Origin of the sequence: Variovorax sp. DXTD-1, from assembly GCF_003984625.1 — a bacterium.
In the GTDB taxonomy this organism is placed as follows: Bacteria; Pseudomonadota; Gammaproteobacteria; order Burkholderiales; family Burkholderiaceae_C; genus Variovorax.
Map to the genome: position 1 here is coordinate 27,000 of NZ_RWKH01000011.1, position 18,073 is coordinate 45,072.

General features: G+C 67.0%; 20 protein-coding genes. 12 read left to right on the forward strand and 8 right to left on the reverse strand.

All coding sequences use genetic code 11. The features are described 5' to 3' along the window. The first annotated feature begins 73 nt into the window (after nt 1-73). From atpE to EJI00_RS12135, 6 genes are all read left to right on the forward strand, one after another. On the forward strand, nt 74-313 hold the full coding sequence (gene atpE / locus EJI00_RS12110; protein ID WP_126747760.1) for a F0F1 ATP synthase subunit C: 240 nt from the start codon (nt 74-76) through the stop codon (nt 311-313). A 172-nt stretch (nt 314-485) separates the two neighbouring features. Further along, entirely contained in the window at nt 486-1,691 is a 1,206-nt protein-coding gene (locus tag EJI00_RS12115; RefSeq protein WP_126747761.1) for an ABC transporter substrate-binding protein, read from the forward strand. Next, nucleotides 1,688-2,608 (forward strand): branched-chain amino acid ABC transporter permease, encoded by a 921-nt coding sequence (locus tag EJI00_RS12120; RefSeq protein WP_126747762.1) that lies wholly within the window; start codon nt 1,688-1,690, stop codon nt 2,606-2,608. The genes EJI00_RS12115 and EJI00_RS12120 overlap by 4 nt, the downstream gene beginning before the upstream one ends. After that, nucleotides 2,605-3,591 (forward strand): branched-chain amino acid ABC transporter permease, encoded by a 987-nt coding sequence (locus tag EJI00_RS12125; protein WP_126747763.1) that lies wholly within the window; start codon nt 2,605-2,607, stop codon nt 3,589-3,591. The genes EJI00_RS12120 and EJI00_RS12125 overlap by 4 nt, the downstream gene beginning before the upstream one ends. Then, complete coding sequence (locus tag EJI00_RS12130) at nt 3,588-4,343, forward strand: ABC transporter ATP-binding protein (protein WP_126747764.1); 756 nt, start codon at nt 3,588-3,590, stop codon at nt 4,341-4,343. The genes EJI00_RS12125 and EJI00_RS12130 overlap by 4 nt, the downstream gene beginning before the upstream one ends. Next, a complete protein-coding gene (locus EJI00_RS12135; protein ID WP_126747765.1) occupies nt 4,340-5,059 on the forward strand; it encodes an ABC transporter ATP-binding protein in 720 nt (239 codons plus the stop codon). Before EJI00_RS12130 ends, EJI00_RS12135 begins: the two co-directional genes overlap by 4 nt. Before the next feature lie 10 nt (nt 5,060-5,069). Here EJI00_RS12135 and EJI00_RS12140 read toward each other — a convergent pair whose 3' ends face one another. The 8 genes from EJI00_RS12140 to gtdA all read right to left on the reverse strand — a co-directional run bounded on the left by EJI00_RS12140 (nt 5,070) and on the right by gtdA (nt 13,763). Further along, the gene (locus EJI00_RS12140) at nt 5,070-5,783 is read right to left on the reverse strand and encodes an SDR family oxidoreductase (RefSeq protein WP_126747766.1); all 714 of its coding nucleotides are present in this window, start codon (nt 5,781-5,783) and stop codon (nt 5,070-5,072) included. A 373-nt stretch (nt 5,784-6,156) separates the two neighbouring features. Further along, on the reverse strand, nt 6,157-7,035 hold the full coding sequence (locus EJI00_RS12145) for an acyl-CoA thioesterase (protein WP_126747767.1): 879 nt from the start codon (nt 7,033-7,035) through the stop codon (nt 6,157-6,159). Nucleotides 7,036-7,148: 113 nt separating this feature from the next. Then, nucleotides 7,149-8,510: an FAD-dependent oxidoreductase gene (locus tag EJI00_RS12150; protein WP_126747768.1), complete on the reverse strand. Its 1,362-nt coding sequence runs from the start codon at nt 8,508-8,510 to the stop codon at nt 7,149-7,151. Next, nucleotides 8,510-9,487: a Bug family tripartite tricarboxylate transporter substrate binding protein gene (locus EJI00_RS12155; protein ID WP_126747769.1), complete on the reverse strand. Its 978-nt coding sequence runs from the start codon at nt 9,485-9,487 to the stop codon at nt 8,510-8,512. The genes EJI00_RS12150 and EJI00_RS12155 overlap by 1 nt, the downstream gene beginning before the upstream one ends. Before the next feature lie 43 nt (nt 9,488-9,530). Next, complete coding sequence (locus tag EJI00_RS12160) at nt 9,531-10,520, reverse strand: Bug family tripartite tricarboxylate transporter substrate binding protein (RefSeq protein WP_126747770.1); 990 nt, start codon at nt 10,518-10,520, stop codon at nt 9,531-9,533. Between the two features lie 70 nt (nt 10,521-10,590). Further along, complete coding sequence (locus EJI00_RS12165) at nt 10,591-11,871, reverse strand: 3-hydroxybenzoate 6-monooxygenase (protein WP_126747771.1); 1,281 nt, start codon at nt 11,869-11,871, stop codon at nt 10,591-10,593. A gap of 28 nt (nt 11,872-11,899) precedes the next feature. Next, nucleotides 11,900-12,604: a fumarylacetoacetate hydrolase family protein gene (locus tag EJI00_RS12170; protein ID WP_126747772.1), complete on the reverse strand. Its 705-nt coding sequence runs from the start codon at nt 12,602-12,604 to the stop codon at nt 11,900-11,902. A 73-nt stretch (nt 12,605-12,677) separates the two neighbouring features. Beyond that, on the reverse strand, nt 12,678-13,763 hold the full coding sequence (gene gtdA, locus EJI00_RS12175) for a gentisate 1,2-dioxygenase (RefSeq protein WP_126747773.1): 1,086 nt from the start codon (nt 13,761-13,763) through the stop codon (nt 12,678-12,680). Between the two features lie 146 nt (nt 13,764-13,909). On the opposite strand from gtdA, the gene EJI00_RS12180 reads away from it, so the two are divergent. The 6 genes from EJI00_RS12180 to EJI00_RS12205 all read left to right on the forward strand — a co-directional run bounded on the left by EJI00_RS12180 (nt 13,910) and on the right by EJI00_RS12205 (nt 18,068). Further along, a complete protein-coding gene (locus tag EJI00_RS12180; protein ID WP_126747774.1) occupies nt 13,910-14,806 on the forward strand; it encodes a LysR family transcriptional regulator in 897 nt (298 codons plus the stop codon). Between the two features lie 95 nt (nt 14,807-14,901). After that, nucleotides 14,902-15,345 carry an acyl-CoA thioesterase gene (locus EJI00_RS12185; RefSeq protein WP_126747775.1) on the forward strand — a complete coding sequence of 148 codons (444 nt, stop codon included), beginning with the start codon at nt 14,902-14,904 and terminating at the stop codon, nt 15,343-15,345. A 184-nt stretch (nt 15,346-15,529) separates the two neighbouring features. Continuing rightward, nucleotides 15,530-16,033 (forward strand): phasin family protein, encoded by a 504-nt coding sequence (locus tag EJI00_RS12190; protein ID WP_126747776.1) that lies wholly within the window; start codon nt 15,530-15,532, stop codon nt 16,031-16,033. A gap of 149 nt (nt 16,034-16,182) precedes the next feature. After that, nucleotides 16,183-16,887 (forward strand): TetR/AcrR family transcriptional regulator, encoded by a 705-nt coding sequence (locus EJI00_RS12195; RefSeq protein WP_126747777.1) that lies wholly within the window; start codon nt 16,183-16,185, stop codon nt 16,885-16,887. 6 nt (nt 16,888-16,893) lie between these two features. Beyond that, nucleotides 16,894-17,736, forward strand: a complete 843-nt coding sequence (locus EJI00_RS12200) for a hypothetical protein (RefSeq protein WP_185868125.1) — start codon at nt 16,894-16,896, stop codon at nt 17,734-17,736. Nucleotides 17,737-17,810: 74 nt separating this feature from the next. Next, a complete protein-coding gene (locus EJI00_RS12205) occupies nt 17,811-18,068 on the forward strand; it encodes an acyl-CoA-binding protein (RefSeq protein ID WP_126747778.1) in 258 nt (85 codons plus the stop codon). Nucleotides 18,069-18,073 lie beyond the last annotated feature (5 nt).

Here is an 18,073-nt window from a genome sequence, read left to right on the forward strand (position 1 = left end):
CTCCGACGTCATGGACCGCATGCACCCGCTTTGAGAAAGTACCTCCATCGATCAACCAACAGGAGAAAACACCATGACCGGCTTCAACATTCTTCCGCTCGCAGTGGCCCTGCTGATCGGCATCGCGGCGCTCGGCTCCTGCCTGGGCATTGCGCTCGTCGGCCAGAAGTTTCTCGAAAGCACCGCGCGCCAGCCCGAGATGATCGACGCGCTGCAGAGCAAGTTCTTCCTGGTGGCCGGCGTGACCGACGGCGCGTTCATCATTGCCACCGGCATCGGCCTGTGGTTTGCCACGGCCAGCCCCTTCGGCTGAGGCGATCCGGGCACCAGGAAGTGACACGATTCACTGGCACCATTCGTGCTAGCACCGTTGACACCGAATTGTTTATGGTTAAAGTATTTAGCTATCAACGGTTCGATGTCCTTGGCACCGCATGGCGCGGTGCCGGTGCATCGTTTCACCCTTCCTTTGCCCCGGAGAACCCATGAGCCACCCGTCCCCGAAGTTGCCCGCGCTGCCGCGCACCCTGCTTTCGCTGCTGCTCTGCGGTGCAGCCCTTGGCGGTGCGGCCTCTGTCATGGCCGCGCCCGTCAAGGTCGGCCTGGCACTCGACATCTCGGGCCCCTTTGCGGCGTTGGGCGCCGAGGCGCGCGACGGCTTTGCGCTTGGCATCAAGCAGCTGGGCGGCAAGCTCGGCGGGCAGGACGTGGAGTTTGTGCAGGCCGACATGGCCGGCAGCCCCGACCAGGCCAAGCAGCTGGTCGACCGCATGATCCAGCGCGACAAGATCGATATTTTCAGCGGTCCCATCGGCTCCAACGTGGCGCTGGCCGTCGGCCCGACACTGTTCAACGCCAAGGTGCCCTATCTTTCGGCCAACGCCGGCCCGAGCCAGTTTGCGGGTGCCCAGTGCAATGCGTTCTTCTTCGGCACTGCCTACCAGAACGACCAGTTCCACGAGGCCGCCGGCAAGTTCGCGCAGGACCGCGGCTTCAAGAAGACCGTACTCATTGCGCCGAACTATCCCGCCGGCAAGGACGCGCTGGGCGGCTTCAAGCGCCAGTTCAAGGGCCAGGTGGCCGACGAGCTCTACACCAAGCTGGGCCAGATCGACTACGCGGCCGAGCTCGCGCAGTTGCGCGCGGCCAAGCCCGACTCGATCTACTTCTTCCTGCCCGGCGCAATGGGCATCAACTTCATCAAGCAGTTCGTGGGCGCGGGCCTCTCGAAGGACATCACGCTCGTGACCAGCGGCTTCTCGGCCGACGAGGACGTGATCGGCGCCGTGGGCGAGCCGATGCTCGGCCTGTTCAACACCTCGCATTGGGCGCACGACTTGGACAACGCCGCCAACAAGGCCTTCGTGGCCGCCTTCCGCACGGAATACAACGGCCGCTATCCGTCGGTGTACGCGGCACAGGCCTATGACGCCATTCTTGCAATGGACGCCGCCGTGAAGCAGGCCGGCGGCAACGCGCAGAACCGCGAAGCCGTGGTGGCCGCACTGAAGAAGGCCAACTACGCCTCGACGCGCGGCAGCTTCAAGTATGCGAACAATCACTTTCCGATCGAGAACTTCTATCTGCGCGTGATCGGCAAGGATGCGCAGGGCAAGGTCACGAACAAGCTGATCAACACCGTTCTCACGAACTACGGCGACTCGTACGCCGCAAAGTGCCCCCTCAAGTGAGCGGCATCCTCGTTCTCGAGCAGTTGCTCAACGGCCTCGGCTATGGGCTGATGCTGTTCCTGCTGGCGGCGGGGCTCACGCTGGTGTTCGGCATCATGGACGTGCTGAACCTGGCGCATGGCTCACTCTTCATGTCGGGCGCCTACGTGGCCGCCGAGGCGCACACGCGCACCGGTTCGTTCACCGCGGCCATCGTTATTGCGGTGGCGGTGACGGTGGTGGTGGCGCTGCTGCTCGAAGTGCTGCTGATGCGGCGCCTGTACACACGCGACCACCTCGCGCAGGTGCTCGCCACCTTCGGCGTCATTTTGGTGGCCGATGACATCGTCAAGATGGCCTGGGGCCCTTCGCCGGTGATGGCTTCGACGCCGGCTGCGCTGTCTGGGCCGATCGAGCTGGTCGACGGCCTGCCCTACCCGGCGTATCGCCTCGTGATCCTCGCCGGCGGTCTGCTGGTGGCGCTCGCGCTGTACCTGCTCGTCAATCACACGCGCATCGGCATGCGGGTGCGCGCCGGCGCTTCGGACCGGCCGATGGCCGAGCTGATGGGTGTGCGCGTGGGCCGCATCTTCAACGGGGTGTTCCTGCTCGGCGCGGCGCTGGCCGCGCTGGCCGGCGCGCTGATGGGGCCCATCGTCGCGGTGCAGGTGGGCATGGGCGAAGCCATCCTGATTCCGGCGCTGGTGGTGCTGGTGATCGGCGGCATCGGCTCGGTGCGCGGCGCCTTCGTGGCCGCACTGCTGGTGGGCGTGGTCGACACCATCGGCCGCGCCTTCGTGCCGATGCTGCTGCGCGCCACGCTGCCGCCCGCCACGGCGGCCGACCTGGGGCCGCTGTTCGCCGAGGTCGCGATGTATGCGCTGATGGTCGTCGTCCTCATCTTCCGGCCCTCCGGCCTTTTCTCGGCGCGCGCATGAAGTCTTCCTCACGCTATATCGGGCTCGGGCTGCTCTTTGTTCTGCTCGCGGCCTTTCCGCTGGCCGCGCCGCTGTTCGGGCTCGACTTCTACATCGGCTTCGTGCGGCGCGTGCTCGTGGTGGCGCTGGCGGCCGCGAGCCTCAATTTCATCCTCGGCTTCGGCGGCATGGTGGCGCTCGGGCATGCGGGCTTCATCGGCATGGGCGCGTACACGGTGGTGGCGCTCAGCGACGCGGGCGTGATGTCGGCCTGGGTGATGTGGCCCGCGGCCATGCTCGTCGCCGGCATCGTCGCGGCGCTGATCGGCACGGTGACGCTGCGCACGCGCGGCGTGTACTTCATCATGACCACGCTGGCGTTCGCGCAGATGCTGTACTTCGTGGTGGTGTCGCTGCGGCGCTATGGCGGCGACGACGGCTACACGCTGATGAGCCGGCCGGCGCTGTTGACCGGGCTCGACCTGGGCAACGAGTCGAACTTCTACTGGGTGGTGCTGGTCATCGTGACGCTGGCGCTCTGGTGGCTGCAGCGCGCAACGCAGTCGCGCTTCGGCCATGCGCTCATGGGCATTCGCGACAACGAGACGCGGATGCGCGCACTGGGCTACCCGGTGTTCCGGCTGCAGCTCGTGGCCTTCACGATTGCCGGCGCCATTGCGGGTCTGGCCGGCGCGCTGCTCGCGGGCGGCAACGGGTTCGTGAGCCCGGCGACGATGCACTGGACGCAATCGGCCACGCTGCTGGTGATGGTTGTCATCGGCGGGCTGGGGCGCAGCTGGGGCGGGCCGGTGGGTGCCATCGTGTGGCTGCTGCTCGAGGAGTTTTTGAAACAGCACACGGAGCACTGGCACATGCCGCTCGGGTTGTTGTTGATTGCTGTTGCACTGTGGGCGCCTAAAGGACTCGCAGCTTTGTACAAGCGCCGCTTGCCCCTCACCCCAGCCCTCTCCCCAGAGGGGCGAGGGAGCAAGGCAACATCATGAGCCTTTTCAGAATCGAAGGGTTGGTCAAGCGCTTTGGCGGCTTGCTCGCAACCGACCATGTGAACCTGACCGTGGAGCGCGGCGAAGTGCATGCGCTTATCGGGCCCAACGGCGCGGGCAAGACCACGCTGGTCAACCTGATCACCGGGCTGCTCAAGGCCGACGCCGGGCGCATCCTGCTCGACGAGAAGGACATCACCGGCTTCAAGGACCACCAGCGCGTGGCGGCCGGCATGTCGCGCTGCTTCCAGGTGACGCGCGTGTTTGCCAAGGAAACGGTGCACGACAACCTCATGCTCGCGGCGCAGGCCCATGCGGGCAGCAGCCTGCGCTTCATGGCACCGCGCGCGAACGAGCGCGCCCTGGTGGAGCGTGCCGTGGCGCTGGCCGAACGCGTCGGCCTGGGCAGCGAACGCCACCGCATCGCGGGCACCCTGCCGCACGGCGCGCAACGTGCGCTTGACGTGGCGCTGGCGCTTGCGGCCGAGCCCAAGCTGCTGCTGCTCGACGAGCCGATGGCCGGCATGGGCCCCGACGAATCGGCGCGCATGGTGGAGCTGATCGAATCGCTGCGCGAGTCGATGGCCATCCTGTTGATCGAGCACGACATGGACGCGGTGTTCCGCCTGGCCGGCCGGCTCACGGTGCTGGTGCAGGGCCGTGTGCTGATGAGCGGCACCGCCGACGAAGTGCGCGGGCACCCCGACGTGCAGGCGGTGTATCTCGGTACGGAAGCAGAGGGACACGCATGAACGCCGCCTCCACGTTGCTCGACGCCAAATCCGTCGAGGCCGGCTACGGTGCCAGCCAGGTGCTGTTCGGCATCGACCTGAAGATCGGCGCGGGCGAAGTGCTCGCGCTGCTCGGCCGCAACGGCATGGGGAAGAGCACGCTGCTGAAGGTGCTGACCGGCACGCTCGCGCCGATGCGCGGCAGCGTGCATTTCGGCGGCGATGCCATCGGCGGCCACAAGCCGGATGCGATCGCGCGGCGCGGCGTCGCCATCGTGCCCGAGGGGCGGCATGTGTTTCCGAACCTCAGCGTCGACGAGCACCTGCGCGCCTTCGCACGCCCCCGGCCGGGCAGCGCACCGCGCTGGACGGCCGATGCGCTGTACGCCCTTTTTCCGCGGCTCGCGGAGCGCAAGGCCAACGCGGGCAACCAGCTTTCGGGCGGCGAGCAGCAGATGCTGGCGATTGCACGCGCGCTTTCCACGCATCCGCGCCTGCTGATTCTCGACGAGGCCACCGAGGGCCTGGCGCCGGTGATCCGCGAGGAGATCTGGCACTGCATCGCCACGCTCAAGGCCGAAGGCGAAGCGATCCTGGTGGTCGACAAGTATGTGCAGCGCCTGCTGCCACTGGCCGACCGCCATGTGATTCTCGAGCGCGGACGCGTGGTGTGGCAGGGCGACTCGGCCGCGCTCGATGCCGACCGTTCGCTCTGGACGCGCTACCTGGGCGTGTGACGGCTGGCCGTCACACCGAGCGAGTGATACCGCCGTCCACGCGCAGGTTCTGCCCGGTGATGTAGCCCGCGCCTTCCGATGCGAGAAAGCCGATGACCGCAGCAATCTCGCTGCTCTTGCCGTAACGGCCCATCGGAATGCGCGAGCGGAACTCGGGCTTCTCGGGCAAGCTGTCGATGAAGCCCGGCAGCACGTTGTTCATGCGCACGTTCTGCGCGGCATATTTGTCGGCAAAGAGTTTGGTGAACGCGGCGAGGCCCGCGCGGAACACGCCCGAGGTCGGAAACACAGGGTCGGGCTCGAAGGCGGCAAAAGTCGAAATGTTGATGATGGTGCCGCCGCCCTGCTTGACCATGAGCGGCGCGACAAGGCGGCTCGGGCGCACGGCGCTCAGCAGATACACATCCATGCCGCGATGCCAGTCCTCATCGGTAATGTCGAGAATGGGAGCCCGGGGACCGTGGCCCGCGCTGTTGACCAGCACATCGACGCGGCCCCATTCTTCGGTGACCTTGTCGACCAATCGCTTGAGGTCGTCGTTCGACTGGTTGGAGCCGGTCACGCCAATGCCGCCAAGCTCTGCGGCAAGCGCTTCGCCCTTTCCCGATGACGAGAGGATGGCGACGCGAAAGCCATCGTCCGTAAGTTTGCGTGCTGCGGCGGCGCCCATGCCGCTGCCGCCGGCGGTGACTATGGCTACTTTTTTGGGTGCTTCGGGAGACATGCTGAGTCCTCGGTTCGTTTCTTTTGAGAGGCGTATTTAGCCAAGGATTCGGGGCATTTGCACGGACTGGTGGCTCTTGTTCGGGCGCTATTGTTCAGGGCTTGTGCAAAGGCCACCGGGTACTCCCCTCCGCGAATGTCCCCCGGGCTTCGCCCTCCTCCTTTATTTCGCTGCGCGGAGCACCCGATGCCCTGTGCACTTGGGCACGCTGCTGGTGCTTCGCTGATCAACGACTGCTCTTTGCATCGCACCCGCTGGCGGGGTGCCTTGCGCAGCGAAATAAAGGAGGAGGCCGCAGGCCGGGGGACATTCGCGGAGAAAGGTACCCCGTCGGCGGGTGCGCCGCCCTGAACAGCAGCACGCAAGCAACCTATCAGCGCTTGACCCGCAGCATCCCCTCTTGCGCCGTAGAAGCCACAAGCCGCCCGTCACGCGAATACAGGCTGCCACGGCATAAGCCACGCGCGCCGCTTGCGCTCGGTGAGTCGAGTACGTACAGCAGCCAGTCGTCCATGCGGAAATCGCGGTGGAACCACATGGCGTGGTCGAGGCTTGCGGGGCGCACCTGGCCGCTCATGAAGCTCAGGCCGTGCGGCAGCATGGCGGCACGCAGCAGGCCATGGTCGGAGGCATAGGCGAGCAGTGCGCGGTGCACCACCGGGTTGTCGGGCAACGGTGCAATGGCACGCATCCAGATCGCGCTGTCAGACGGGCGCACCTCCGGCGTCAGCAGGTCGTCGGCCTCCACGCGGCGGTATTCGATGCCGTGCGGCTCGAGGCCCTTGATGCGCCAGCGCTCGGGCAAGCGGTCGCCGAGCGCGATGCGCTGGTCGAGTTCGCTCACCAGGCCTTCGGGGCCTTGCACCGCGGGCATCTCGAACTGGTGTTCGACACCCTCGTCCACCGTCTGGAATGACGCCGACATCTCGAAGATGATGCGCTCCTGCTGGCGCGCCACCACGTGCCGCGTGGTGAAGCTGCGGCCGTCGCGCACGCGGTCCACGCTGTATTCGATGGGTGCATGCTCGCCGGGCAGCAGGAAGTAGGCGTGCATCGAATGCACGGGCCGGTCGGCGCCGACCGTGAGGCTCGCGGCTGCCAGCGATTGGCCGAGCACCTGGCCGCCGAACACGGCGGGCGTGCCGATGTCTTCGCTCTGGGCCAGGAATTTGTCGCCCCCCAGCGGCTCGAGCTGCATGAGCGCGACGAGTTCGTCGACAAGGCGAGCGGCGGTGGCGGGGTCGGTGTTCATCGAAAGAAGAGGCTGCAGGCGTCAGCAAAAAGGATCAACCCGCAACCATAGCAAAGGCCGGGCCCGCGGGCTGTCGCGGGCCGGTCAGCGCTAGCCGGCCCGGCCCCGCAGGCTCAGCGGTCGAGATCGACGCCGTCTGCCGCCAGCTTCTTTTGCAACGCCGGCACATCGACGTCCGCAAACCGGGCGCCGCTGCCCAGCGAAGCCGCCGCCGTTCCCGCGGCCTGGCCCATCACGAAGCAGCCGCCGCTCGCGCGCGCGGCCGACTGGCCTTCGTGCGTCATGGCGGCGCAGCGGCCGGCCACCAGCAGGTTATCGACAGTGCGCGGCACCAGCATGCGCCAGGGCAGCTGGTTGTAGGTGCGGCTTTCGTCGCGCGGAAAGGCCCATTCGATGCGGCCGTCGGCGTGCATTTCCATCGGCCAGGCATTGATGCCGATACTGTCGTCGAACGCGGCCGACGAGAGGATGTCCTCGCCGGTCAGCGCATAGAGGCCTTCGATGCGGCGCGTTTCGCGGATGCCCACCTGCGGTGCGATCTCGACGATGGCGGACTTTGCAAAACCCGGCACTTCGGCCTTCATGAACTTGAAGTACTCGGCAATCTGGCGCCGCCCTTCGAGCTCGCCTTCGGTGAGTTCGCGTGCATCCACGCCGTTCATCGCACGGCCCGCGGCATTGCGGATCTGCGTGACGTTGGCGCGCCATTCGCGCGGGTCGATGTTGGGCCGCAGGATCGCGCCTTCGCGCGGAAACTTGTACTTGCCGGGCTTCTGCTGCTGCACCGCGGCCATCAGGTCGTTGATGGCCTTGAACTCGCCGACGGCCGCAAGGGCCGGCTCGGCATCGACCTGGCCGACGCGGAACATTGTGGTCGGGAACAGGCCGCTGCCGTGGCCGTCGCCCACTTCGAAGGGCACGCCCGCAAAGGCGGCCACGTCGGCGTCGCCGCTCGCGTCGACGAATGCATTGGCGCGAATGGCCTGCCGGCCCGACTTGGTTTCGACCACCAGCGCCGCGATGCGGTTGCCGTCGCGCACCACCGCGGCTGCCCATGCATGGAACAGCAGGTTCACGCCGGCACCTGCCAGCAACTGGTCGGCCGCGATCTTGTAGGCCGAGGTGTCGTAGGAGCGCACGCGGATGCGGCCCTGCATGCCGTCCTGCGGCTTGTTGAGGCCGCCCAGCGCGTCGATGCGCGCGAGCAGGTCGTCGACCACGCCGCGCACCAGCAGCGTCATCTCGCCGTTGCGCTTGCCGTACAGGCCCGCGAAGTTGGTCACGCCGCCCGCGGTGCCCATGCCGCCCAGAAAGCCGTAGCGTTCCACCAGCAGCGTGTTGGCACCGTGACGCGCGGCGCTCACGGCGGCGGCAATGCCGGCGGGGCCGCCGCCGACCACCACCACGTCGTATTCGCCGAAGACCGGCAGTTCGCGCGCCGGTTCGGTGAGGGTGTTCTGCTTGGCTGCTGTCATCACTGGATCTTGATGCCGCGGGCCGAAATGATCTTGGTCATGATCGCTGCTTCTTCCTTCACACGCAGGCGCATGCCGTCCGGCGATGTGCCGACTGCCTGCCAGCCCTGCTCGAAGAGCTTCTGGCGCACTTCAGGCTGCTTCATGATGATTTCGACCTCGCGGCTGAGGCGGGCCTGCGCCGTCTTGGAAAGGTTGGCGGGGCCGAGCAGCGCCACCCACACTTCGAGCGAAAAGTCGCGCACGCCGGCTTCGGCCAGCGGCGGCAGCTCGGGCACCAGCGTGCTGCGGCCACCCGTGAGGCCGATGGCCTTGAGCTTGCCGGCACGCACCTGCGGCATGGCCACGCCCGGGGGAATGAGGGCCATCTGGACCTGGTCGCCCAGCATGGCGGTCACGACCTGCGGGTTGCCCTGGTAGGGCACATGCTCGGCGTTGAAGCCGGGCACGCGGCTCTTGAGCAGTTCCATGCCCAGGTGGCCGACCGAGCCGACGCCCACCGAGCCGTAGTTCCACTTGTCGCCGCCCTTGCGGGCCGCATCGAAGAAGGCGGTGCCCGAAGGCAGGCTGTTCTGCGCCACCAGTACCAGCGGCGCCGTGGCAATCAGCGAGAGGTAGGTGAAGTCCTTTGCCGGGTCGTAGGGCAGCCGCGGGTACAGCATCTTCGACGAGGTGAGATTGCCGTTGATGACGATGCCCAGCGTGTGGTCGTCATTGGCCTTGGCCACGATGTCGGCCGCGATGTTGCCCGAGGCGCCGGGCTTGTTGTCCACCACCACGGGCTGGCCGAGCGCTTTGGCCAGCGGCTCGGCGATGGTGCGGGCGGCGATGTCGGGCGTGGAGCCGCCCGGAAAACCCACGAGCAGGCGAATCGGCTTGGTCGGCCAGGCATTGTTCTGCGCGTTGGCCGCCAGCGGCAGCGCGGCGGCGGCTGCCAGGCCGCAGGCGATCAGGAGGGCTCTCTTGGTTGCTTGCATGGAAGGTGACAAAGGGAAATGTGAAAAAACGTAATGATGACAGCTACTCAAGGCTGATGTTGCCCCGGCGGACCAGGTCGCCATACACCTTGGACTTGGCCTCGGCGTTGCGCTCGATTTCTTCCGGCGACCAGGCCAGCGGCTCGAAGGCGAAGGTATCGAAGCGGGCGCGGATCTCGGGGTCGGCGATGACCTTGGCCACGTCGGCATTGATCTTGGCCTTGACCGCCGCCGGCACGCCCTTGGGCGCGAGCAGCGAGACAAAAGAGTTCACTTCGAGCGATGCAGGGCCGCCGGCCTCGGCCATGGTCGGCACGTCGGGCATCTGGGGAATGCGCTTCGGTGCCGCCACCGCGATGTAGCGCAGCTTGCCGGCCTTGTAGATTCCCTGGCTCGACGGGATGCTCGCGAAGGCCCACGGCACTTCCCCGGTGCCCACGTTCGAATACAGCTGCGACACCTCGCGGTATGGCGCATGCCGCATGCGAATGCCCGTGAGCGCCTCGAGCTGCTGCGCGCCCAGGTGGCCCGGGCTGCCCACGCCCCACGAACCGTAGACCATCGCCTCGGGGTTGGCCTTGGCTTCGGCGATCAGGTCGGTCATGTTCTTCAACTTCGATTCGCTCGAAACCGCCACGAAAAACGGCGTGCGGAACAGCGAGGCTACCGGGTCGAAATGCTGCAGCGTGACGAAGTTGCGCGACTTGTACAGGTGCGGCAGCGCGGCGACATGCTCGCTGTCGAGCTGCAGCAGCGTGTAGCCGTCGGGCGCCGCGCGCCGCGCCTGGTCGATGGCGATGAAGCCGCCGCCGCCCGGCCGGTTGTCGACCACCACGCGCTGGTTCCACAGGCGCGAGAGCTTGTCCGAAACAAGGCGCAGCACCGCGTCGGGCCCGCTGCCGGCGGCAAAGGGCGTGACCAGCGTCACCGGCTTGCTCGGATAGTCGCTCGCCTGCGCCAGGGCGCCGGTCCCGAGGGCGGCGGTGGCCGCGGCAAGCACGCCTGCCAGCAATGCGCGTGAAGAGAAGTTCATGGTGGGTTGTCTCCTGGGCCTGTGGCCTCGAATAGTGATCAAGGAAAAAATCGTTGGTCGTCGGTGTCAGTCAGTGCGGCGAAAGCACGGCCGCGGCGTCGGCGTCCGTTATCGCCACCGGTCGCAACCGCTCCGGCGCGTCGTCCAGGCAGTGCTCGGGCCGCCAGGCGTAGAGCCATTCGACCGCATCGTAGAAGCGTTCGGGCGTCCGGCCTACCCAAAGGCTGTTTCGCACCAGCCGCTCCACGTCCTTGGCGTGATACAGGCGCCCCATTTCGCGCACCGACAGCACCACGCGGGCGGTGCGCGGAATGCGCGCCGCTTCATAGAGCTTGAAGGCGGCGGGCATGTCGAAATCGCAGGCCTGCACCGCGGCGCCGAGCGTGACGGCGTCTTCGATTGCCATGCAGGCGCCCTGCGCAAGGTACTGCATCATGGGATGCGCGGCGTCGCCGAGCAGTGTGGCGGCGCCTTCGCCCCAGCGCTCCACGGGGTCGCGGTCGGCCGTGCTCCAGCGCCGCCACGAGGTCGGCCGGTCGAGCAGCTGGCGCGGGCGCGCATGCACGCCCTCGAAGTACGACAGCACTTCTTCCTTGCTGCCGTCGGAAACGCCCCACTCTTCCTGCTCGCGGCTGTGGAAGGTGACGACCAGGTTGTATTGCTCGCCATGGCGCAGCGGATAGTGCACCAGATGGCAGTTGGGCCCGGCCCAGACCACGGGCGCGTTCCAGCGCAGGTCGACCGGCATGTCGGCCACCGGCACCACCGCGCGGTACACCACATGGCCCGAAACGCGCGGCTCGTCGCCGACGAGCTGGGCGCGCACCACCGATTTCACGCCGTCGCAGCCCACGATGGCGTCGGCCGTGAAGCGCCGGCCGTCGCGCGTGGCGGCGACCACGCCCTGCGCCTTGCCCCCGCCGATGTCGATCGACTCGACCTGCGCCGAGGTGTGGAAACGGATGAGCGGATGCTGCTTCACCGCCTCGTGGATGGCGCCGTGCAGGTCGGCGCGGTGGCTCACCGCATACGGATTCCTGAAGCGCGCGCGAAAGGCCTCGCCCACGGGCACCGAGGCGACCTCGCCGCAATCGACGGCATCCATCATCACCAGCCGGTCGGTGAACACCGAGTTGCGGCGCACCGCTTCGCCCACGCCCAGCGCATCGAGCGCCGCAAAAGCGTTGGGCCCGAGCTGCAGGCCGGCACCGATTTCGCCGATGGTGGCGCTCTGCTCGAGCAGGTCGATGGAAACGCCAAGGCGCGCCAGCGCCAGCGCGGCCGCCATGCCGCCGATGCCGCCGCCGACGAGCAGCACGCGGGGCGGGTTCTTCGTGGGAGATGTGCTCATTGCGAGGCCTCTTCTGCGCGGCGTTCCGTCAATCGATGCGCACGGTGAGCGAGGGGAGCTTGTCGATACTCACCTTGATCGTCTGGCCCGGCTTGACCGCGCCCACGCCTTCGGGCGTGCCCGTGAAGATCAGGTCGCCGGGCTGCAGCGTGAAGAGCGTCGAGAGATTGGCGATCACCTCGTTCACCGACCAGATCAGGTGCGTGATGTCGCTGTTCTGCCGCACCTGGCCGTCGACTTCGAGCGTGATGGCGCCGGCATTGATCTCGCCGACATCGGCCAGCGTGCGCAGCGGCGCAATGGGCGCAGAGAAGTCGAAGGCCTTGCCGATTTCCCATGGCCGGCCGGCTTCGCGCATCTTCATCTGCAGGTCGCGGCGGGTCATGTCCAGGCCCACGGCGTAGCTGTGGATGTGGCTGGCCGCCTGCTCCACCGCGATGTTCTTGCCACCCTTGCCGATGGCCACGACGAGTTCGGCTTCGTAGTGGTAGTTGCTGGTGAGCGGCGGATAGGGGATGGCGCCGGTTTCGCCTTCGGCCACGGGCACCACCGAGGCGTCGTCGTTGGGCTTGCAAAAGAAGAACGGCGGCTCGCGGTCGGGGTCGAAGCCCATCTCGCGTGCATGCGCCGCGTAGTTGCGGCCCACGCAGTAGACGCGTCGCACCGGAAACAGGTCGCTCGAACCCACGATGGGCAGGCCGACGATGGAAGGAGGTGTGAAGACGAAGGACATGAGGGCTCCTGCCGCGCGGGACGGCACGTGGTCAAGACAAAGAAAGAAGAAAAGGAAGAAGTGAGGCCGGCTTTCAGGCGTCTTCGAGAAAGGCTTCGCGCAGCACGCCCATGGCCTGCTGCACCGGACGGTCGGAGAAGCTGAAAAGCACCACGTCTTCGCCTGTTGCCGAAAGGCGCAGCGGCGCCCACGACGGCACGACGAAGGTGTCGCGCGGGCCGAAGTCGAAGCGCTGGCCGGCAATGTGTGCCGTGCCGCGGCCTTCGACCACGCTGTAGACGGCGCCGTCGGTGGCGCGGTGCGTCTTGCCTGCAAAGCCCTTGGGCAGCAGTTGCAGGTGGGTGCCGATGGTGGGCATCGGCGCGCCGCCGGTCAACGGGTTGATGTAGCGCAGCTTGTGGCCCAGCCAGGCATCGGGCGCTTCCTGCTTCTGCAGCAGGGCCAGCGCCTCGCGGCTGCGGGCATAGGGGTAGTTGAAGATCGGCGAGGTGGGCGACACGTGGTCGTGGCGCACCGGCACCATGTTGTGGCCGAAGCGCGCGAGGCTGTTGCCCTCGGGGCGCGCCACGTGCTGCACCTTGGCATCGTCGTTCTCGGCAAAGCCGGCGTCGAAGAAGCGCAGCATCGGAATGTCCAGCCCGTCGAGCCACACCACCGGCTCCACCGTACCGCCGACGCCCTCGTTGCCATGGTCGTGCCAGGCCCATGAAGGCGTGATGATGAAGTCGCCCGGGTACATGGTGGTGCGCTCGCCGCCCACCGTGGTGTAGGCGCCCTTGCCGTCGACGATGAAGCGCAGCGCCGACTGCACGTGGCGGTGCGAAGGCGCCACCTCGCCCGGCATGATGAGCTGCAGGCCGGCGTAGATCGATTGGGTGATGGACGAGTTGCCGGGAAGCGCCGGGTTTTCGAGCACGAGCACGCGGCGCACCGCTTCTTCGGCGGTGATGAGGTCGGCCGATTCCATCAGCAGCGGGCGGATTTCGTCATAGCGCCACAGCGCCGGCGCGCAAGGCGTGGTGGGCTCGCGCGGCACCAGGGCGTGCAGCGACTCCCACAGGGGCGTGAGGTTCAGCGGGCGGATGCGGTCGTAGTAGTTGCGGCGCTCCGCGGCATTGGCGGGGGCCGGGGCGGCTGGTTTCTGGGCTGTTGGATTCATGGCGGTTCGGCCGTTCGCAGGGCCTTTGTCTCCGGGGAGCGGTAATCTTCCGTCGGTACTACTATTGGCGCAATGCAGCCACGGCGATAGCTGCGATCCTGTTTTTCGATAGTGGTGGCTTCATCTGGCCGCCGAGGAGATGCTTCATGGCCCAGCTCGATCTCGAATGGCTGCTGGTTTTCGACGAGGTCTACAAGACGGCGAACGTCTCGAGCGCGGCCGAGCGGCTGGGCATTTCCCAGTCGGCGGCCAGCACGGCGCTGGCCCGGCTGCGAACGCATTTCGGCGACAAGCTGTTCGTGCGCACCTCGCGCGGCATGGAACCCACGCCCTACGCGCGGCAGATTCAGCCGCTGGTGCTCGACATCCTCGACCGCCTGAATCGGGCCAAGGGTGGGCGCGCCAACTTCGACCCGGCCACCGCGGCGCGGAGCTTTCGCATCTGCATGACCGACATCAGCGAAGTGGTGCTGCTGCCCGGCCTGCTCGACCACCTGCGGCATGCGGCACCGGGGGTGCGCATCGAAACCGAGATCATCTCGACCGATAGCGGCCGGCGGCTGGAAGACGGCGCGGTCGACCTGGCGGTGGGCTTCATGCCGCAGCTCGACGCGGGCTTCTACCAGCAGACGCTCTTCATGCAGAACTTCGTTTGCCTGGCGGCGCGCAACCATCCGCGCATCGGCGAGCGGCTCACGCGCAAGCGCTTCGAGACCGAGGCGCATGCGGTGGTGGCCTCGTCGGGCACCGGCCACGCCATCGTCGACAAGACCATTGCGCGGCTGGGCCTCCGGCGCAACGTGGTGACCAGCCTTTCGAGCTTTCTGAGCGTGGCGCGCATCGTGGCGCACACCGAACTCATCGTGATCGTGCCCAGCATCCTTGGAAAGGTGCTGGCCACGCAGGAGCCGGTGAAGCTGCTGGAGCCGCCCTTCGAGCTGCCCGCCTATGCCGTGAAGCAGCACTGGCACGAGCGGTTCCATGCGGACGCCGGCAACGCATGGCTCCGGCGCACGCTGGCAGAGCTGTTCGGCGGGGGCTGAGCGTGCGCGCCGCGCCGACCGGCGGCGCGCATTTGCGGGGCCGGGCGCTCGCATAATCGGGGCTCCCACCAACACAGCCCACGAAAAGGCGGCGCATGTCCTCCATCACACTTCGATTTCTGGCCGAGCCCAGCACCGTCAACTTCGGCGGCAAGGTTCATGGCGGCACCGTCATGAAGTGGATCGACGAAGCCGGCTACGCCTGCGCCACCAGCTGGGCCAAGCGCTACTGCGTGACGGCATTCATCGGCAGCATCCGCTTTCACCACCCGATCATGATCGGCGACCTGGTCGAGGTGGAGGCCCGGCTGGCCTACACCGGCACCACCAGCATGAACATATCGGTCGAAGTGCGCAGCGGCGACATGAAGGGCGGCACCATGGACAAGACCACCGAATGCCTGATCGTCTTCGTCTCGGTCGACTCGCACGGCCGGCCGCTGCCGGTGCAGGCCTATGTACCGGGCACCCCGGGCGAAATGGCGCTGGCCGAACGGGCCAAGGCCCACCTGGACGCCAGCCGGGCAGCCGGAAAATAGGCTCGCCCCCAGTCTTCGCGCACTTCGTGTCGCTACGCCAACCCCCTACCGGGGGCAACACCAGCGGCCCGGCACAGCCGGTTCCGCGGTGTTCCACGAAGGATCGGGCATAGATACAAAGCTCTAAAAACGAACGGGCCGAGCGGCTAGAGTCGCTCGTTGGCTTCACAGGAACATTCGCATCATGGCTACCCAGGACGACGAACACGGCAACAACAAGGGCGCCGACCGCATCAAGGATTCCGCGCAGCAGATCTGGCTGGCAGGGCTCGGTGCCTTTGCCAAGATGCAGCAGGAAGGCAGCAAGGCTTTCGAGGCGCTGGTGAAAGACGGTGCCGGCGTGCAGAAAAAAACCCAGGCCGCCGCCGAGGAAACGCTTGCGCAGGCCCAAACGCGCATGGCCGGCTTTGCGAGCGAATTCGGCACCAAGGCCGCCGGCCAGTGGGGCAAGCTCGAGAACATCTTCGAAGAGCGCGTGGCACGTGCCCTCGAAAAGCTGGGCCTGCCTTCGGCCGCCGACTACGCTGCGCTGCAGGCTCGCGTGGCGGCGCTCGAAGCCGAGCTGCAGCGCAGCGAGAAAAAAACGGCCGCCGCGCCCGCGCGGGCAAGCCGCAAGACGGCGGGCCGCAGCGCGGCGCCCGCTGCCGCTCCCAAGAAGACCGTGCGGCGCAGCACCAAGGCCGGCTAGGCAAGCCCACCCGGCCATCGCGGGGGTAGCCGCCCCTTCTTTTTGCGGCACTGCACAACGCACGCTGCCGCAAAACTTTGCCCTGCTCAGTTCAAGGTGCGGTGTACATAGGCTAGAGTGTCCCCACAAGAGACAAAACGGGGACTGACATGGCCAAGAAGGCGCCACGCCGCACAGCGCAACGCATTCTCGAAGCCGCACTGGAGCTGTTCAACCGCTTCGGCGAGCCGAACGTCTCCACCACGCTGGTGGCGGGCGAGCTCAACATCAGTCCCGGCAATCTCTACTACCACTACCCCGCCAAGGAAGAGCTGATCAACAAGCTCTACGAGAGCTACGAGGCCGAGCTCAACGAGCTCCTGCATGCCAGCGAAGGCGTGCACGACGTGGAAGACGCCTGGTTTTTCATGCACAGCCTGTTCGAGCTGATCTGGCGCTACCGCTTTCTCTACCGCGACCTGAACGACCTGCTCAGCAAGAACCGGCACCTGGAGACGCAGTTTCAGCTGGTGCTGAAGAACAAGGCGCGCGCCATCCGAGTGCTGATTGCAGGGCTGAGCCGGTCCGGGCATCTCGACATCGACGCCCATGAGGTCGACACCCTGGCGCAAAGCATGGTGGTGGTGCTGACCTACTGGCTGAGCTATGAATACGTGCGCAACCCGCGCGAGGCGCTCGAACCCGCGCACGCGCAAGGCGCGCTGATGCGCGGCGGCCAGCACACGCTGCACCTGCTCGCGCCCTATCTCGGGCGAGACCAGCGGAGGCATTTGCTCACACTCAGCAACGCCTACAGCGGCGAAGATCCGGCAAGCGACGCGCCGTCGGTTGCGCCCATCGATCTGGCGGCCTAGATGACCATGCCCCATCCAGACTTCAAACCGCTTTCGCTGATGTCCGCCGGCCATGTTGCCGCGGCGGCACCGGCGGAACCCTGGACGCCGCTGCCCTATGCCGACGTGCCGCGCTACGACGCGAGCACGGTGCTGTCGCAGTGGCCGCGCCTTCATGCCGGGCACCCCTTGCCGCCGCCGGAGAGGGAACATCCGCTCGCCGACGGCTGGGCGCTGTACCACAGCGGAGAGTTCGAGCGCGCCGCCGCACTCGGCCTGCTGCACGGACCCGAGGGGCTGGTGCTGGCCAACCAGGCCACCGCCATCTACGCCAACTATCTCGAGCCCCGCGAATCGGTGCGGCTTTCGATGTTCCGCCAGGTCATCGAACGCGCCGGCGCGCAGGCCACCGCCGAGCCCGACAACTGCCAGGCGCTCTATTGGCAGGCCTACGCCCTCGGCCGCTACAGCCAGGGCATCAGCGTGGCGCGCGCGCTGGCGCAGGGCCTGGGCAGCAAGCTCAAGGGCGCGCTCGAACGTGTGATCGAACTCCAGCCGGACCACGCCGACGCGCACATCGCACTGGCCGCCTTCCATGCCGAAGTGATCGACAAGGTGGGCGCGCTGGTCGGGCGCATGACCTACGGCGTGCGGGCCGAGGCATCGGTCGAGCTGTTCGAGCGCGGCCTTGCGCTGAACCCCCATTCGGCCAGCGCGCTGATGGAATACGGCCGCGCGCTGCTCATGCTGCATGGCGACGCGCGCATGGGCGAGGCCACGCAGCTGTACGAAAAGGCCGCGGCGCTGAAGCCGGTGGATGCGAAGGAACGACTGGACGTGGAACTGGCGCGGGCAGGACTCTCGGACTGACGCGGCGGACGGCTGGTACCCGCAGGTACCGCGCCACTTAAGATGCGTACTCTTCGCTTTTCAATCGATCGCCCATGTCCGACCTCAACGCCCAATTCGAAGCCGCCCAGGCCAACTCCAAGCTGCTGGCCGAGCGCCCCGACAACCCGACGCTGCTCAAGATCTACGGCCTCTTCAAGCAGGCCACCGAAGGCGACAACGCCGCCAAGAAGCCCAGCTTCAGCGACATCGTCGCGCGCGCCAAGTGGGATGCGTGGACCGCGCAAAAGGGCTTGAGCGCCGACGAGGCCAAGCAGAAATACATCGATCTGATCGAGTCGCTGCGCGGCTGACCTCC

What these genes read in the sequence shown, in the direction of transcription:
- EJI00_RS12150 (WP_126747768.1), bottom strand. Translation starts at nt 8,510, where the DNA reads ATGACAGCAGCCAAGCAGAACACCCTCACCGAACCGGCGCGCGAACTG.
- EJI00_RS12195 (WP_126747777.1), top strand. Translation starts at nt 16,183, where the DNA reads ATGGCCAAGAAGGCGCCACGCCGCACAGCGCAACGCATTCTCGAAGCC.
- EJI00_RS12170 (WP_126747772.1), bottom strand. Translation starts at nt 12,604, where the DNA reads ATGTCCTTCGTCTTCACACCTCCTTCCATCGTCGGCCTGCCCATCGTG.
- EJI00_RS12140 (WP_126747766.1), bottom strand. Translation starts at nt 5,783, where the DNA reads ATGTCTCCCGAAGCACCCAAAAAAGTAGCCATAGTCACCGCCGGCGGC.
- EJI00_RS12200 (WP_185868125.1), top strand. Translation starts at nt 16,894, where the DNA reads ATGCCCCATCCAGACTTCAAACCGCTTTCGCTGATGTCCGCCGGCCAT.
- EJI00_RS12190 (WP_126747776.1), top strand. Translation starts at nt 15,530, where the DNA reads ATGGCTACCCAGGACGACGAACACGGCAACAACAAGGGCGCCGACCGC.
- EJI00_RS12185 (WP_126747775.1), top strand. Translation starts at nt 14,902, where the DNA reads ATGTCCTCCATCACACTTCGATTTCTGGCCGAGCCCAGCACCGTCAAC.
- EJI00_RS12160 (WP_126747770.1), bottom strand. Translation starts at nt 10,520, where the DNA reads ATGAACTTCTCTTCACGCGCATTGCTGGCAGGCGTGCTTGCCGCGGCC.
- atpE (WP_126747760.1), top strand. Translation starts at nt 74, where the DNA reads ATGACCGGCTTCAACATTCTTCCGCTCGCAGTGGCCCTGCTGATCGGC.
- EJI00_RS12155 (WP_126747769.1), bottom strand. Translation starts at nt 9,487, where the DNA reads ATGCAAGCAACCAAGAGAGCCCTCCTGATCGCCTGCGGCCTGGCAGCC.
- EJI00_RS12180 (WP_126747774.1), top strand. Translation starts at nt 13,910, where the DNA reads ATGGCCCAGCTCGATCTCGAATGGCTGCTGGTTTTCGACGAGGTCTAC.
- EJI00_RS12205 (WP_126747778.1), top strand. Translation starts at nt 17,811, where the DNA reads ATGTCCGACCTCAACGCCCAATTCGAAGCCGCCCAGGCCAACTCCAAG.
- EJI00_RS12125 (WP_126747763.1), top strand. Translation starts at nt 2,605, where the DNA reads ATGAAGTCTTCCTCACGCTATATCGGGCTCGGGCTGCTCTTTGTTCTG.
- EJI00_RS12115 (WP_126747761.1), top strand. Translation starts at nt 486, where the DNA reads ATGAGCCACCCGTCCCCGAAGTTGCCCGCGCTGCCGCGCACCCTGCTT.
- EJI00_RS12135 (WP_126747765.1), top strand. Translation starts at nt 4,340, where the DNA reads ATGAACGCCGCCTCCACGTTGCTCGACGCCAAATCCGTCGAGGCCGGC.
- gtdA (WP_126747773.1), bottom strand. Translation starts at nt 13,763, where the DNA reads ATGAATCCAACAGCCCAGAAACCAGCCGCCCCGGCCCCCGCCAATGCC.
- EJI00_RS12165 (WP_126747771.1), bottom strand. Translation starts at nt 11,871, where the DNA reads ATGAGCACATCTCCCACGAAGAACCCGCCCCGCGTGCTGCTCGTCGGC.
- EJI00_RS12145 (WP_126747767.1), bottom strand. Translation starts at nt 7,035, where the DNA reads ATGAACACCGACCCCGCCACCGCCGCTCGCCTTGTCGACGAACTCGTC.
- EJI00_RS12130 (WP_126747764.1), top strand. Translation starts at nt 3,588, where the DNA reads ATGAGCCTTTTCAGAATCGAAGGGTTGGTCAAGCGCTTTGGCGGCTTG.